The following is a 13,846-nucleotide window of genomic DNA, read 5'->3' as shown; positions in this document are numbered from 1 at the left end:
AAGGATGGCATTATCAAATGAAACAATATCGAGACCGTCTACAAAAAGCAGGCATTACACAAAGTATGTCACGTAAGGGCAACTGCCATGATAATGCCGTCATAGAAAATTTCTTTGGAATTATGAAATCCGAGTTCCTTTATCATAAAGCGTTTGAAAGTGTTGAGCACTTCAAGGAGGAGCTCTCAACATTTATGAAAAAATACAACAATACCAGAATCAAGTCTAAACTAAGGATGAGCCCGGTCCAATTCCGCAATAAGCATCAAGCAACAGCCTAATTACATAGTGTCCAATTTTATGGGGTCAGTACAAAGCACGAGGAGGCTTGCCGTCATCCCCGCAGGAAAGCGAGTGGCTTCCCAACCACCCCTGACGCTCCACACGGCAAACGAACCCCGAAAAGTCTCGAAATCGAGTCTTCCACAATTCTGCCAATATATTGAATAAGGTTATTCTACAACTAATCTAAAATCTGTTCACAAAAAGCGAGGTACATGATGTTACAGAAATTCGGATTTACTCAATATGAAAGCCAAGTTTTTGAAGTCCTTACAGCAAGTGAAGAGCCCATGGACGCTACATCCATTGTAAAATATTCCCAAGTCCCAAAATCGAAAATCTATGAAGTCCTTCAGCGCCTTGTAGAAAAAGGGTTGATCCTCACTTCTTTTCAAGAAAGAAAAAAACTTTACACCGCCCTTCCACTGGAAACAACGATTGAGAAGCTGACGACTGAATTTCAAGCCAACATAGACGAAATAAGAAATACGACTTTTAAACTTCATGATTCGGATGAACGCGTATGGACCATCCAAAATGATGCTTCCATCAAAGCTTTATTAAATGAGCGGATTCAAACTGCCAGGGAGGAAATACTTGTTACCGGGTGGAGTGATGAATTGGCTCCCCTCCTCCCGCTTCTTGAAGAAAAAAAGAAAGAAGGCATCAAGGTAGAGCTTCTTTCTGTGGGTGAACTGGATCCAGGAAAGCTGCATGCCCATGTCCTATTGCCTGACGAAAAACACGAAGCCCTTGAAAGGCACAAGCTCATGATTATTGATCACGAAGAAATTCTATTTGCGGGTGTAGAGGGCAATACGTTCCAGGGCATTCATACCTTATCCAAACCATTAGTGAAATTCTTTACTGAATTCTTTTATCATGATGTGGCATTGACTGAAATTACAAAGAAATACGAGGAAGTACTCATGGCCGATGAGGAAATTAAGGAAATTCTCATGAAACTAAGATATTGATTTCAACGAAAAAAAGGCGCCCATATTGGACGCCTATTTCTATACTTTTTCTACTACATAGGCTTTCTTTTCACGGAAATATTTCTCTCCATCTTCAGAGGAATGTTCAAAAAAACCTTCAAATGCATCGACGACTTTATACTCTCTTTCAGGTTCTGTGAAAAGTTGTGAATCATTGTTAGAAAGAACAAGTACATCGGTCGTAGATACAAAACTGTCTAACTCTTTTGCCTTGTAATTTTTGCCGACTTCTACATCACTCAAACGATGTTGTGTCATAATCACATTCCACCTTTCTAGTTCAAGGTTTTCCCAGAAAAATGGATGGTCAAACAACAAAACCGTCTAAATCGGCAACAACCTTTTACGATACAAACGTATGATAAACTCTATAAAAAATCGCGGGATTTTTTTTGGAACATAGCGACGCTGATAAAAGGTTTCATAGGCTTTTTTCAAGTCACGCCAATGCGGACAATCAAACTCCTGTGTGAAACGAACCACATCAATCACTTTCACTTCATCGTCAGTAGTGAGCAGGATATTCTTCAAGTGGGTATCCGAAGGGTTGAAACCTAAACGACAGGCAAATTCCAACGCCTCGTCTACGCGTTGAACCATCTCGTCTGTAATTGCAACCCCATTGACGAGACAGTCATAAAAAGTGATACCTTCCACGTACTGCATCGTCAAATAGCCTTCTCCTTTTTCATAAAAAGCTGGAAAAAACTCATGGTTGTTCAGCTTCTCATAAACTTCCCCTTCAACATGTGCCAGGTCCTCGTAACCTGGATAAAAAATCTTTATCGCTAGGTCTGTTCCCTGCAATCGGTAGACCACGGCACTTCTTCCTTGGCCAATCCATTGTAACTCTGGAGGCACTACGATGGGACGATCCCCATCAAACTGTACTTTTCCAACCAAATCTTTGATATTCCCCATAAAGATTCTCCTCTATGAAAAAGCCATTTTATTTATATCATTATACCAAAATTATCAGAAAAAGAAGTGCATTTTTGTTTGACATTGATAATCATTATCAACTATTATTATTTTATCACCTTGAAAGGAGAATGGCTATGGAGAATACCTTAACCGTTCTACAAACGTTCACATATGAAAAAGGCAACCAAGATTGTACATGCCATGAAATCATTGAATTCAACCAAGGCGATCATCTTCACATCCTTGAAGATCCCTTTTATGTAGACCATGCAGGCTGGTATATATCTGTTAGAAAAAATGATGCTGATCCTTTTTATATGTCCATTCCTTTTATCGATGAAAAGTATGAAGACCGTTCACTCTATACAGAAATGGATCTGGAATTAGCGATCCTTGTGCATCAACATCAGATCGATCAGTCCCTTGTAAATAAAAATAAATCCGAATTCCTTTACCATAAAAAAGAACTTGATCTGTTAATGATGATGCATCCTAAGAATATGCTGGCGAACATGGAATGAACTCTTCGTTCGATTTGAAGACCAAAAAAGAGGCGCCGTTTTGCGCCTCTTACTTTTGTTCTTGTTCCATCTGTTGTTGAGCCCTGCGAATTAACTCTTTCACCATTCGCCCGCCGATCTGCCCTCCGATTTTACCCGCATCTCTCGTAGAAAGATCACCATTGTTCCCTTCTTTCAACGAGATCCCTTGTTCCTTTGCTACTTCATATTTCGTTTGGTCAGGTGATGATGAGTTTAGAAGTTCAGCTTTCATTTGATCAAGCCCTGCCCGAGCTTCGGGAACAAGCAGTTTATTCCTTCGAGCCATGATCAGTCACGCTTCTTTCCTTTTTTAATATCCTCACCTTTATGGCTAATCAGCTGCCCATTTTCATCCACTTCATCGATTTTGGCATCGTACGTACCTTCTGTGAGAGTATCGGATACTTGCTCATGGGTAGTTGCTAAGCCCTGAGACCTGAAGTCGTCTGTGTTTTGATTATGATTACGGTTGGGTTTGTTTTGCTTCATACTTAAATCCTCCTTTGCGCTTAGCTTTTGCATGTTTGAATAACCCATTCGTTGTAAGCTTTTGCCTATTGAAAACATGGATAAAAACCGACCATTACTCCAAAATAAGCATTAGGAGGTGCGCTTATGAGTAAGAAAAGCAATGCATTCAAAAGAAATGCCGGCAACACGGTAAACCCACAGGGACTTTCTGAAGATGTCGCTGATCAGCAACCTCGTTCTCAGTTAGAACAAAAAGCAAAAAAAGCAAATGCCAAACGATAAAAAGCTGACATTTACTTGTCAGCTTTTTTTGATAAGAACGGTTGGATGGTTTCTAATGCTTTATGGTCGTCATAAAGTTGATAAATGGTTTGCGAAAGCCGTACAGGATCTCCGAAGAAGAATCGTTCATACAGCGTTTGTCTGGAACCAAAACTGCTCATCGTCAAATCCCAGGCTAACCGAAAAAGGGAGACGCGATCTTCTCCTTTCACTTCAACCCCTTGCAAAAAATGATCCAGTTGCTCTCCGACTTCTCCTTCAAAATCTGCCTTTTGCGGAATTGACATCATTCCGCTGGCACCAAGAATCTGAAGAATCTCAGCAAATCTCGGATAAGATTCTTGAAATTGATTCACAGCCACATATAACGGTTGCCTTTCAGGAACCATAATGCCTGAAGCATCAACAGCCGCTTCTTGTTCTGACTTAATGACAAGTGCTTTCATGACTTCCAACCCTTTGACTATTTCCACCACTTTACTTTGAACATGTTGATAATCTCCGATTTGTATTGTATCAACGATCCCCTGAGCAATTCCTAACAGAAATTCGGTTTTAATGATTTGCCGTGAAGCGATTTGATGTAACGTGAAGGGAACAAATTTCCCTTGGACATACAAACGGGTAGCTGCTCGAATATTATCGTGTATGAAGACACGCTCCCATGGAACGAGAACATCATCAAAAATGACGATGGTGTCCATCTCTTCAAAACGTGAGGACAAAGGATAATCATAAGATGGTCCATCATTGGCGAATGATTCCCTACATACAAACTTTAACCCTTTCGTGTTGCTCGGGATAGAAAAACAGTAGGCGTGAGCATTATCCTGAGCACCAGGAGCGGAAAAGACGATGATCTCATCCGTTATTCCTCCTTGTGTTGCCAGAAGTTTGGCACCTTTAATGATCAAACCTTTGTCGGTCCGGTCCATGATCCGAGCATTGGTGACATCCTCTTCTAGAAAAGCTAACTTTGATCGGTTGCTTTGAGGGTTAACGAAAGTATGTGTGAACGACAAATCATTCTCTCGAGCATATTCATAAAATTTCAGAAGCCGTTCCGGATGACAATTCTCTTCCCCATCCAATACATCAATCGATGCAGCAAAAGCGGCGAGCACAGTGTTCATATAATCCGGGCTTCTCCCCATCACTCCACCCGAATGAAGGGCCCACCGCTGAATCATTTTCCTCCTTCTTTCTAATTCCCCTTTCGTTCTTGGAATTAAGTATGACAGACCTAATCGGTTCCCTGTCGTTTCTGAGGGAAACGTCATATCGTCTTGATTGGCACACTGAAGATCGTAGAGTTCTGCCTGACTGCGGATGATCCCCTTGAAGGCCGGGTGTTCGGAAATGCTACCCGTGACTTTACTTCCTCCCACCCACACTTCCGCATTCATCGCGTCTATGCGTTTTTTATATTCTTCACCTGAAATCACCGGCATGATATCACTCCTGATTTTCACAATCACTGAAAATAACTGATATCATACCATATTAATTCGGCGAAGAATTGTGCTTTGTGGACAAGAAAAATAAACGCCCGGAGATTCACACTCCAGGCGTTTCTCACTAAATCATACGCTCCTGTTATGAAGGGCTGACGGTTTCAGAGTTGAATTGTTCAGTCTCTGTGGAACCCTTCAATGCCGTTGTGGAAGATGTTCCACCCGAGATCACTTGAGCGACTTCATCAAAATACCCTGTTCCAACTTCACGTTGATGTCGTGTCGCTGAATACCCATGAATCTCACTCGCAAACTCTGCCTGCTGAAGCTCAGAATAAGCTTCCATACCACGATCTTTATATTGACGAGCAAGTTCGAACATGCCGTGGTTCAAGGCATGGAACCCTGCCAATGTAACGAATTGAAACTTGTATCCCATTTCCCCCAGCTCACGCTGAAAGTTTGCAATCGTTTCATCATCGAGCTTATTCTTCCAGTTGAAAGAAGGAGAGCAGTTATAAGCCAAAAGCTTTCCAGGGTATTGTTCGTGAATAGCTTCTGCAAAACGACGGGCTTCCTCCAAGTTAGGCTCCGATGTTTCACACCAGACAAGATCAGCATATGGCGCATAAGCCAAACCACGTGCAATCGCCTGATCCAATCCAGACCTTGTTTTAAAGAAACCTTCTGCTGTTCTCTCTCCAGTAATGAATGGCGCATCATAAGGATCCACATCACTCGTGATCAGATCGGCCGCATTTGCATCGGTTCTTGCTATAATGATGGTCGGAGTTCCCATTACATCCGCAGCAAACCTTGCGGAAATCAGGTTTCGAACCGCGGTCTGTGTCGGTAAAAGGACTTTCCCACCAAGGTGACCACATTTTTTCTCCGAAGAAAGCTGATCTTCAAAGTGAACAGCTGCAGCACCTGCTTCAATCATTCCTTTCATCAACTCGAACACATTCAGCTGGCCACCAAAACCAGCTTCGGCGTCTGCGACAATAGGCGCAAACCAATCAATGTCCTCTTTGCCTTCCATATGGTGAATTTGATCCGCTCTTTGCAAAGCTTGATTGATCCTCTTCACCACTTGCGGTACGCTATTGGCCGGATACAAGCTCTGGTCAGGATACATATGCCCTGAGAGGTTGGCATCAGCGGCTACTTGCCATCCACTCAAATAGATGGCTTTCAACCCTGCTTTCACCTGCTGCATCGCTTGGTTCCCCGTCAAAGCACCTAACGCGTGGACATAATCTTCTTCGTTCATTAACTTCCAAAGCTTTTCGGCACCTTTTTCCGCTAACGTATGCTGAATATCCATGGAACCTCTTAACCGAATGACCTCTTCAGCTTCATATGGTCTTTGTACCCCGCTCCATCGACTCTCGTCCTGCCACTGGTGACGCAACTTTTCAACACGCTCATTCATAATGAAATCCCCCTTAAGATAAATGGTTATAGGCTTCTAAAGTTAAAAACTCAGCAAAATCATCGTTACGAATCAATCGGTCAAACAATTGAGCGGCTTCCATATAGGAACCCTTTTCAAAAGCATTCTTTCCTACTTCCCAGCGAATTGCTTCCATCTCTTCCTCTTTCAACGATGCGTAAAGCTCCATCGTGATCTCCCTGCCATCTTTTAATATTCCTTTAGGATGTCTGATCCACTGCCACACTTGAGCTCTCGAGATCTCAGCTGTTGCCGCATCTTCCATCAAATGATGAATCGGTGCTGCTCCTCTTCCATCCAGCCAGGAGGCCATATATTGAATCCCTACATTTATATTTGTTCTTAACCCCTGCTCTGTAATAGATCCATCAGGAACTTCAAGCAATTGCTCCGCACGATAGGAGACGGAAGCTTGATTTTTTCGAATCTGATTATCATCAGGCATATATTCGTCAAAAATATCCATCGCTGTTTCTACCATGCCCGGGTGGGCGACCCACGTCCCATCGTGCCCATCTTTCACTTCCCGCTCCTTATCCGCATGTACCTTTTCAAAAGCAGCGTCGTTTTTCTCTTTATCATTTTTTACCGGTATTTGGGCAGCCATTCCACCCATGGCATGAGCCTCTCGCTTATGACAAGTTTGAATGGTTAACCGTGAGTAGGCCCTCATAAATGGAACAGTCATCGTTACATCCGCACGGTCAGGCAATAAAAAACTTTCATCATGACGGAACTTTTTCAAGTAGCTGAAAATATAATCCCAACGGCCACAGTTCAATCCAGCGGAATGATTTCTTAATTCATAAAGGATTTCATCCATCTCAAAGGCGGCTAAAATCGTTTCAATTAAGACGGTCGCTTTCACCGTTCCTTGTGGGATATTCATATAGTCTTGAGCAAAGACAAACACATCGTTCCATAACTTCGCCTCACGATGGTTTTCAAGCTTCGGTAAGTAAAAATACGGCCCTGAACCATTTTCAATGAGTTTTTTAGCATTATGGAAAAAGTAGAGTCCAAAGTCCACAAGACTCCCGGAGAGCCGTTCCTGATTGTAAGTCATGTGTTTTTCTTCCAAATGCCATCCACGCGGGCGTACTTTGAGTACAGCAGTCTTCTCGTTTAACTCATAGACCTTTCCGTTTTGATTTTCAAAACGAATATTCCGTCTTACTGCATCTCTCAAATTGATTTGGCCATGAATGGTGTTCAGCCAAGTTGGAGAGTTCGCATCCTCAAAATCAGCCATGAATACCTTCGCTCCGGAATTAAGGCCATTGATGACCATCTTCCGGTCAACAGGACCTGTAATTTCTACCCGACGATCCTTAAGATCGTCAGGTATGGGGGATATTGTCCAGTCAGCATTCCTGATATGCTCAGTTTCTTTCAGGAAATCCGGCCGCTGTCCTTGATCGATTTTCTTTTGTGTCTCTATTCGATCTGCCAGTAACTGTTTTCTTTTGTCATTAAATTTTTCATGTAATTGAATGATGAAGGATAATGCTTCATCATTTAAAATCTCTGCAAATCCGTCATGCATTGTTCCGTGAATTTGTATTCCAGACAATTTGGTTTTCATTGAATCGCCACCCTCTGTTGTATACTAACAAACAATTAACTCCCCTGATATATAACAGTTAAAACAAAAAATTATTCATCTTTTTTGGAAAGGCAACGATCACATTCCATCATGTAATTGTAAGTATGACCTTCGATTTTCGAACCACACTGCGGACAAGGGACATTTTGTTGTTTTTTCATTTTAGCTCCTCCTTTAATATAACAGAAGTTATTTTGTTTATCTGTTATGGTACAGTTTACTGTGAGGAAGAGGAAATTGCAACCGTTTTCTGAAAGTTTTTTTAATTTAGGCATATGTTGGATACAAAAAAGGCGCTGTCAAAGGGTTCAGCGCCTTTTTTGTATTTTTATTTCCTTACATTCTATACTTCTGAAATCAAATTTTACCATAAACCCCCTAACAGTACTGTTTTAATACAGTCAAAGTTACCTTCATTTTTACTCGTAAAGCAGTTCGATAAACTTCTCTAGCGATGGCGATAACCACTTCTTTTGGTGATGAATGATTTGGATGTATAAGTCCAATTCTTCATAATCAAAGTCCAAAGCACAAAGACTTCCATCCTCAAGTTCTCTGGCTACCGTCATTTCAGGCAGCATCGCTATACCCAGCTCGTCAATCACACATTGTTTGATCGCTTCAAGACTTGTAAATGAAATCACAGAACGTGGTTCTACTGCACGTTTCTTTAAAAGTCTTTCGAGCATATTTCTATAAGAACAATCTTTTTCTGTCAGAATGAGCGTTTCATCCTCTATCCGCCGTAAATTAACCCTCTTCTCACCAACAAGAGGGTGTTCATTCGCAGCGACAATAACCATTCTTTCTTTTCGTAGAAGTGAAGTTTTCAGAAGAGGATGCTTCACTTCTTCATCAAGAACAACAGCGAGATCATAATGGCTTTCTAACACACCGTCTTTGAGATTTGGACAGAGTCCGGATTCCAACTGGATTCTTAAGTCAGGATTTTGTTCTTTAAAAGCTTTCAATGATTTCGATATGAAATAAGCGGCTAAGGATTCAACTGCTCCAATCCTCACAGTCCCTCGCATATGAATATTGTCTGAAAGCATGCTTTCCGCTTCTTCTAATAAACCGATGACCTGGTCGACATAATATAGAAGCTGTTCGCCAGACTGGGTTAAGCGCATCGTCTGTCCAGCTCGCTCAAAAAGTCTCACCCCGTAGTAATCTTCAAGCTTTTTAATTTGCGTCGTCACACTGGACTGAGCATAACCGAGTTCTTCCCCCGTACGGGTATAGCTCCCCCACTTGACCACTTCTTTAAAAGTATAAAAATAGGATACATCCATACGTACACCTCTATCATTTTTTACAATAGTTATTATCAATAAGTATAGATAACAATGATGACATGTTCAATGATATACTCTTTCTAAAAGCAAAGGAGGCAGCACTGAATGAAAATATTGACTATTTTAGGGAGTTCCAGAGAGAACGGTAATTCTGAATACCTCGTCAAACAAGCAATGAAAGGAATTGAGCATACACAATTACGCCTCAGTGATTATAAAATACACCCGATCAATGACATGCGGCATACGGATGAAGGGTTTTCACCTGTCGATGATGATTATGAATCCGTGCTGTCTGAGTTTTTAGCTCATGACCTAATCATTTTTGTCACTCCTATTTACTGGTTTGGAATGTCTTCCCACATGAAGTTGTTTTTCGACCGCTGGTCCCAATATATGCGTGATGATCGATTTGACTTCAAAAATCAGGTGCGCGGAAAGAAAGCCTATGTGATTACTACAGGCGGAAGTAATCCTTATGTTTCAGGGCTGCCTCTGATTCAACAGTTCGGGCATATTTTCGATTTTGTAGGAATGTCATTCGAAGATTATGTTATAGGGAATGCAGTCAAACCTGGAGAAATTAAGGAAGATTTACTTGCCTTAGATAAAATGAATGCCTGGAACAATATCTTAAAAAAATAACCGAACAAACGTTCTTGTTTTATTTCTCTCAGCATCTTATAATGGTGGTGGATAAAAAATTCCAAAAGGAGTGTTTCAAGGCTATGAAGCATCAAGCAACCCCTTATTTTACTTTTAACGGTAACGCAAAAGAAGCGCTGGGCTATTACAAGCAAGTCTTCCATGGTGAGATTATCAATCTCCAAACCTTTGGGGAGGCCGATTTTGAAACCCCGAAGGATATGGACGAGAGAGTCATGCATGCACAGTTCAGAAAAGATGCCTTATTCTTTATGGTCTCCGATTCATTCACAGACCAAAGCGTTCAGACCGGGAGCAATATTGCCCTCGTAATAGAATGTGAAAGTGCGGATGAAATTCAGACTTATTACGACCGGTTAAAAGATGGTGGAAACGTAATGATGGAACTACAGGACACCTTTTGGGGTGCTACGTATGCGAAAGTGAAAGACCCTTACGGAATCACGTGGGATTTAAACTACACAAAAGAACAATAAATAAAGCGGCTCACCTCTGAGCCGCTTCTCTCAATCCAAATGGATCGTACAATTAAAACGATCACAAAACCATTGTTCTTCTCTAAGATGAACTTCTGACAAAGAAGTGTTTTTCATATGTTCATCTCTAACATTTTCACTATCCAGTTCTCTCAATAAATGACTGATTAAAGCACCATGACTCACAACGATGACTTTCTTCCCTGCATGTTTTCTTAAAACATCATCCATAAATGCCATCCCCCGGGAAACAACGCTCTCAGGGGTTTCGATGCTCAAGTCCAAAGACCGCCAGTCCTCTCCCCATTTTTCGATTCTTTCAGGTTCTGTCGTTCCTTCTATCTGACCACCACTAGCTTCTACTATTCGAGAGTCAAATTGAATGTCCAACCCTACTTTTTCACTGATGAATGCCGCTGTCTGTTTCGCTCTCTTTAGTGGGCTTGAATAAAGAACATCCCATGTTTCCTTATGTAAGCGTTCGGCTAATTTTCGAGCATCCGCCTTTCCTTCTTCATCCAACGGAATATCAGAGCTTCCCTGCGCCCTTTTTTCTTTATTCCATGGTGTACTTCCATGTCTAATCCATGCAACCTTCGTCATTTCTAATCACCCTCCCTCCTTCCTTTTCTACAACAAGATGACCATATCCTTTAAACCTAACTTTTTATACAATACTTATTACACATAATGGCAGGATTGTTGAAGACTCAGTTTCGAGATGTTTATGGAGTAGGTAGGGGCTGCGGGGAATGAGTCGCTTTCCGCGGGAGCGCGATGAGCCTCCTCGGACTGCGTCCTGTGGGGTCTCACCTAGCACTTTTTTCCCGCAGGAGTCTCCCCATTCCCCTCCGCCCCTTTACCATGTGTAGTCTCTCGAAACCACTTCTCAGAATCTCTGCTTGTATGCTCAAACGAAGTAGATAATTTAAAACTCCCCCCCATTGGGCATTCCAACGGTGAAAGCTTGATGTAAAGCGTTTTTTACCAGTTTCTGATTGGGGAGTAAGACGTCCCATCATGATAGAGGGGTTCGTTTCTCCATGGATCGAATGGGGTTGTTGGGAAGCTGCGAGACTCCCGTGGGAATGGATTGGCTGGCGAGACCCCGCAGAGCGAAGCTCGAGGAGGCTTGCCGTCATCCCCACAGGAAAGCGAGTAGATTCCCAACAACCCCTGACTCCCAATATGGCAAACGAAGCCCGGAAACATCTCGAAACTGAGTCTTCAAGAATAGGGAGCTTTAGTGGAAGATTGTTGAGGGATAAATAGAAAAGCCCGGAGCGGTGTCCGGGCTTTTTGTGTAGCATATAATTTTATTCATCAAGATCCAAATCTGTAACGGCGCCTTTGGAAGAGGAAGATACGAGTCTGGCATACTTCGCCAGCACGCCTCTCTTATGCTTAGGTTCTGGACGTTTCCACTCGCTTTTTCTGCGCTCATATTCTTCATCATCAACTTCAAAGTTAATTTGCTGTGTATCACTATCGATTGTGATGGTATCGCCTTCTTGAAGTAACCCGATAGGACCTCCCACGACTGCTTCAGGAGCAACGTGACCAATCACGAAACCATGGGACCCACCTGAGAAACGACCATCCGTAAGCAAAGCAACCTTTCCGCCTAATCCTTTCCCTACGATCATGGCTGTAATGGAAAGCATTTCCGGCATGCCAGGTCCTCCTTTTGGACCTACGTTTCGTACGACGAGAACATCTCCTTCTTTGATTTCATCGTTGACGATTGCTTCCGTCGCTTCATCTTCACTGTTGTACACACGTGCAGGTCCTTCGAAACGGCTGATTTTCTGGCCGGACATTTTGGCCACAGCCCCTTCAGGAGCCAGGTTTCCTTTCAGAACGACGAGTGGTCCTTTTTCTTTGATCGGCTGGTCAAAAGGAACAATAACCTTTTGGCCTTCTTTAAGAGAAGGGACTTCTGCCAAGTTTTCAGCGACCGTTTTTCCAGTGACTGTAAGACAGTCACCGTGCAATAAACCTTCCTCAAGGAGTAATTTCATAACAGCTGGAACGCCGCCACTTTCATACAGGTCCTGCATCACGTATTTACCACTCGGCTTCATATCTGCAATATGAGGGACTTCCTGTCTGATGCGCTCAAAGTCATCAAGTGTCAAATCAACTCCTGCAGAATGGGCCATAGCAAGGAGGTGAAGGAACGCATTTGTGGATCCACCTAAGGCCATAACCACGGTGATAGCATTTTCAAATGCTTCTTTGGTCATAATGTCGCGAGGATAGATCTCTTTTTCGAGCAGCTCGATGACAAGCTCTCCCGCTTGTTTGCATTCGGTTTCTTTATAATCGTTAACCGCAGGTGTAGAAGAAGACCCAGGAATACTCATGCCTAAAGCTTCAACGGCAGAAGCCATCGTATTCGCTGTGTACATTCCGCCACAAGCACCCGCTCCAGGACATGCATGACATTCAACTCTGTGCAGCTGTTCGTCGTCAATTTGTCCTTCATGGTACTTTCCTACAGCTTCAAAGGACGACACAATGTCAATGTCCTCTCCATCAAGCTTTCCTGGTTGAATTGTTCCTCCGTATACGTACACCGAAGGAATATTCAAACGGCCAATGGATATTAAACAGCCTGGTGTCGTTTTGTCGCAGCCGCCGATGGCAACCAGACCATCCAATCTTTCAGCATTTGTGACAGTTTCGATGGAATCTGCAATCACTTCACGACTTGGCAGAGAATAAAACATACCCTCGTGTCCCATCGCGATCCCATCAGCTACTGTAATGGTATTGAAAATCATCGGCGCTCCGCCATTTTCACCGGCTCCACTTTTCGCTTCTTGCGCAAGTTTATCGATATGTACATTACATGGGGTAACCTCACTCCATGTACTCGCAATTCCAATCATCGGTTTTTTGAAATCTTCGTCTGTAAATCCAACAGCTCTCAACATCGAGCGGTTCGGGACTCGATTGACGCCTTCACTGATGTCTTTACTTCTTATTCTTAGATCTTTTTTCGTTTTCTCCATCCCTAACACCCCTTAAAAAATGGTCGAATCATTTCGTAAATGAATGAACTTACCATGATAATACTAACAAGTAAGGAGCATAGCAATGATTTTTCTGAATATAATAAACATTCCCTACAATTAAAACGCTTTCATTGAGAGAAAAAAATGAAAAAAAGGCCTGCTGAAAAAGCAGACCTTGATTTATAGGGGGAATCTTACACATTTGCAGGTTCAAATGTTTTACAATCCGTTTCTTCACTATGGCTCGCTTTTTTGCCTTTATGACTGACAACGAAAATTTCATCCGCTCCGCAGGAAATTCCGTCATTGTTATGAACACAGTTTCGAACTTCACATTTTACATCCAGCGCCATCCTCTAACACCTCCCTAT

18 protein-coding genes are annotated in these 13,846 nt (G+C 42.4%); 6 read left to right on the top strand and 12 right to left on the bottom strand.

From position 1 onward, the window contains the following. Together BLS23_RS04885 and BLS23_RS04880 are read left to right on the top strand one after the other, a co-directional pair. Positions 1-281 (top strand): IS3 family transposase (locus BLS23_RS04885; protein WP_143015222.1); only part of this gene is annotated, 281 nt, incomplete at its 5' end. A 219-nt stretch (positions 282-500) separates the two neighbouring features. Beyond that, the gene (locus tag BLS23_RS04880) at positions 501-1,259 is read left to right on the top strand and encodes a TrmB family transcriptional regulator (RefSeq protein ID WP_089651411.1); all 759 of its coding nucleotides are present in this window, start codon (positions 501-503) and stop codon (positions 1,257-1,259) included. A gap of 39 nt (positions 1,260-1,298) precedes the next feature. On the opposite strand, the gene BLS23_RS04875 is transcribed toward BLS23_RS04880, so the two are convergent. After that, on the bottom strand, positions 1,299-1,538 hold the full coding sequence (locus BLS23_RS04875) for a hypothetical protein (protein ID WP_089651410.1): 240 nt from the start codon (positions 1,536-1,538) through the stop codon (positions 1,299-1,301). 66 nt (positions 1,539-1,604) lie between these two features. After that, entirely contained in the window at positions 1,605-2,201 is a 597-nt protein-coding gene (locus tag BLS23_RS04870; RefSeq protein ID WP_089651409.1) for a serine/threonine-protein kinase, read from the bottom strand. A gap of 137 nt (positions 2,202-2,338) precedes the next feature. On the opposite strand from BLS23_RS04870, the gene BLS23_RS04865 reads away from it, so the two are divergent. Then, entirely contained in the window at positions 2,339-2,725 is a 387-nt protein-coding gene (locus tag BLS23_RS04865; RefSeq protein ID WP_115894146.1) for a hypothetical protein, read from the top strand. 49 nt (positions 2,726-2,774) lie between these two features. On the opposite strand, the gene BLS23_RS04860 is transcribed toward BLS23_RS04865, so the two are convergent. Beyond that, positions 2,775-3,032 (bottom strand): alpha/beta-type small acid-soluble spore protein, encoded by a 258-nt coding sequence (locus BLS23_RS04860; RefSeq protein WP_089651407.1) that lies wholly within the window; start codon positions 3,030-3,032, stop codon positions 2,775-2,777. Between the two features lie 2 nt (positions 3,033-3,034). Further along, a complete protein-coding gene (locus tag BLS23_RS04855; RefSeq protein ID WP_143015221.1) occupies positions 3,035-3,235 on the bottom strand; it encodes a YozQ family protein in 201 nt (66 codons plus the stop codon). Positions 3,236-3,361: 126 nt separating this feature from the next. Between BLS23_RS04855 and BLS23_RS21670 the strand changes: the two genes are divergently transcribed. After that, entirely contained in the window at positions 3,362-3,499 is a 138-nt protein-coding gene (locus BLS23_RS21670; protein WP_167356006.1) for a hypothetical protein, read from the top strand. Positions 3,500-3,510: 11 nt separating this feature from the next. Here the strand turns inward: BLS23_RS21670 and hpaB are convergent, their stop codons facing one another. The 5 genes from hpaB to BLS23_RS04835 all read right to left on the bottom strand — a co-directional run bounded on the left by hpaB (position 3,511) and on the right by BLS23_RS04835 (position 9,310). Then, positions 3,511-4,950 carry a 4-hydroxyphenylacetate 3-monooxygenase, oxygenase component gene (hpaB, locus tag BLS23_RS04850; RefSeq protein WP_089651406.1) on the bottom strand — a complete coding sequence of 480 codons (1,440 nt, stop codon included), beginning with the start codon at positions 4,948-4,950 and terminating at the stop codon, positions 3,511-3,513. A 145-nt stretch (positions 4,951-5,095) separates the two neighbouring features. After that, positions 5,096-6,388 (bottom strand): isocitrate lyase, encoded by a 1,293-nt coding sequence (gene aceA / locus BLS23_RS04845; protein ID WP_374189707.1) that lies wholly within the window; start codon positions 6,386-6,388, stop codon positions 5,096-5,098. Positions 6,389-6,401: 13 nt separating this feature from the next. Then, positions 6,402-7,994, bottom strand: a complete 1,593-nt coding sequence (gene aceB / locus BLS23_RS04840) for a malate synthase A (RefSeq protein WP_089651404.1) — start codon at positions 7,992-7,994, stop codon at positions 6,402-6,404. Between the two features lie 71 nt (positions 7,995-8,065). Further along, entirely contained in the window at positions 8,066-8,176 is a 111-nt protein-coding gene (locus BLS23_RS21295) for a YhfH family protein (protein ID WP_115822687.1), read from the bottom strand. Between the two features lie 258 nt (positions 8,177-8,434). Beyond that, positions 8,435-9,310, bottom strand: a complete 876-nt coding sequence (locus BLS23_RS04835; protein ID WP_089651403.1) for a LysR family transcriptional regulator — start codon at positions 9,308-9,310, stop codon at positions 8,435-8,437. 108 nt (positions 9,311-9,418) lie between these two features. Here BLS23_RS04835 and BLS23_RS04830 point away from each other — a divergent pair, with 108 nt between their 5' ends. Together BLS23_RS04830 and BLS23_RS04825 are read left to right on the top strand one after the other, a co-directional pair. After that, the gene (locus BLS23_RS04830) at positions 9,419-9,958 is read left to right on the top strand and encodes a flavodoxin family protein (RefSeq protein WP_089651402.1); all 540 of its coding nucleotides are present in this window, start codon (positions 9,419-9,421) and stop codon (positions 9,956-9,958) included. 83 nt (positions 9,959-10,041) lie between these two features. After that, on the top strand, positions 10,042-10,455 hold the full coding sequence (locus BLS23_RS04825; RefSeq protein WP_089651401.1) for a VOC family protein: 414 nt from the start codon (positions 10,042-10,044) through the stop codon (positions 10,453-10,455). Between the two features lie 30 nt (positions 10,456-10,485). Here the strand turns inward: BLS23_RS04825 and BLS23_RS04820 are convergent, their stop codons facing one another. From BLS23_RS04820 to BLS23_RS04805, 3 genes are all read right to left on the bottom strand, one after another. Further along, complete coding sequence (locus tag BLS23_RS04820; protein ID WP_089651400.1) at positions 10,486-11,058, bottom strand: histidine phosphatase family protein; 573 nt, start codon at positions 11,056-11,058, stop codon at positions 10,486-10,488. A 713-nt stretch (positions 11,059-11,771) separates the two neighbouring features. Further along, on the bottom strand, positions 11,772-13,472 hold the full coding sequence (gene ilvD, locus BLS23_RS04810; RefSeq protein ID WP_089651398.1) for a dihydroxy-acid dehydratase: 1,701 nt from the start codon (positions 13,470-13,472) through the stop codon (positions 11,772-11,774). A gap of 197 nt (positions 13,473-13,669) precedes the next feature. Beyond that, positions 13,670-13,828: a DUF1540 domain-containing protein gene (locus BLS23_RS04805; RefSeq protein WP_089651397.1), complete on the bottom strand. Its 159-nt coding sequence runs from the start codon at positions 13,826-13,828 to the stop codon at positions 13,670-13,672. Between the last annotated feature and the right edge of the window lie 18 nt (positions 13,829-13,846).

Source organism: Halobacillus aidingensis (assembly GCF_900104185.1).
GTDB lineage: Bacteria > Bacillota > Bacilli > Bacillales > Halobacillaceae > Halobacillus > Halobacillus aidingensis.
This window is presented reverse-complemented; position numbering and strand designations above follow the sequence as displayed.

What these genes read in the sequence shown, in the direction of transcription:
- BLS23_RS04880 (WP_089651411.1), top strand. Translation starts at nt 501, where the DNA reads ATGTTACAGAAATTCGGATTTACTCAATATGAAAGCCAAGTTTTTGAA.
- BLS23_RS04875 (WP_089651410.1), bottom strand. Translation starts at nt 1,538, where the DNA reads ATGACACAACATCGTTTGAGTGATGTAGAAGTCGGCAAAAATTACAAG.
- BLS23_RS04870 (WP_089651409.1), bottom strand. Translation starts at nt 2,201, where the DNA reads ATGGGGAATATCAAAGATTTGGTTGGAAAAGTACAGTTTGATGGGGAT.
- BLS23_RS04865 (WP_115894146.1), top strand. Translation starts at nt 2,339, where the DNA reads ATGGAGAATACCTTAACCGTTCTACAAACGTTCACATATGAAAAAGGC.
- BLS23_RS04860 (WP_089651407.1), bottom strand. Translation starts at nt 3,032, where the DNA reads ATGGCTCGAAGGAATAAACTGCTTGTTCCCGAAGCTCGGGCAGGGCTT.
- BLS23_RS04855 (WP_143015221.1), bottom strand. Translation starts at nt 3,235, where the DNA reads ATGAAGCAAAACAAACCCAACCGTAATCATAATCAAAACACAGACGAC.
- BLS23_RS21670 (WP_167356006.1), top strand. Translation starts at nt 3,362, where the DNA reads ATGAGTAAGAAAAGCAATGCATTCAAAAGAAATGCCGGCAACACGGTA.
- hpaB (WP_089651406.1), bottom strand. Translation starts at nt 4,950, where the DNA reads ATGCCGGTGATTTCAGGTGAAGAATATAAAAAACGCATAGACGCGATG.
- aceA (WP_374189707.1), bottom strand. Translation starts at nt 6,388, where the DNA reads ATGAATGAGCGTGTTGAAAAGTTGCGTCACCAGTGGCAGGACGAGAGT.
- aceB (WP_089651404.1), bottom strand. Translation starts at nt 7,994, where the DNA reads ATGAAAACCAAATTGTCTGGAATACAAATTCACGGAACAATGCATGAC.
- BLS23_RS21295 (WP_115822687.1), bottom strand. Translation starts at nt 8,176, where the DNA reads ATGAAAAAACAACAAAATGTCCCTTGTCCGCAGTGTGGTTCGAAAATC.
- BLS23_RS04835 (WP_089651403.1), bottom strand. Translation starts at nt 9,310, where the DNA reads ATGGATGTATCCTATTTTTATACTTTTAAAGAAGTGGTCAAGTGGGGG.
- BLS23_RS04830 (WP_089651402.1), top strand. Translation starts at nt 9,419, where the DNA reads ATGAAAATATTGACTATTTTAGGGAGTTCCAGAGAGAACGGTAATTCT.
- BLS23_RS04825 (WP_089651401.1), top strand. Translation starts at nt 10,042, where the DNA reads ATGAAGCATCAAGCAACCCCTTATTTTACTTTTAACGGTAACGCAAAA.
- BLS23_RS04820 (WP_089651400.1), bottom strand. Translation starts at nt 11,058, where the DNA reads ATGACGAAGGTTGCATGGATTAGACATGGAAGTACACCATGGAATAAA.
- ilvD (WP_089651398.1), bottom strand. Translation starts at nt 13,472, where the DNA reads ATGGAGAAAACGAAAAAAGATCTAAGAATAAGAAGTAAAGACATCAGT.
- BLS23_RS04805 (WP_089651397.1), bottom strand. Translation starts at nt 13,828, where the DNA reads ATGGCGCTGGATGTAAAATGTGAAGTTCGAAACTGTGTTCATAACAAT.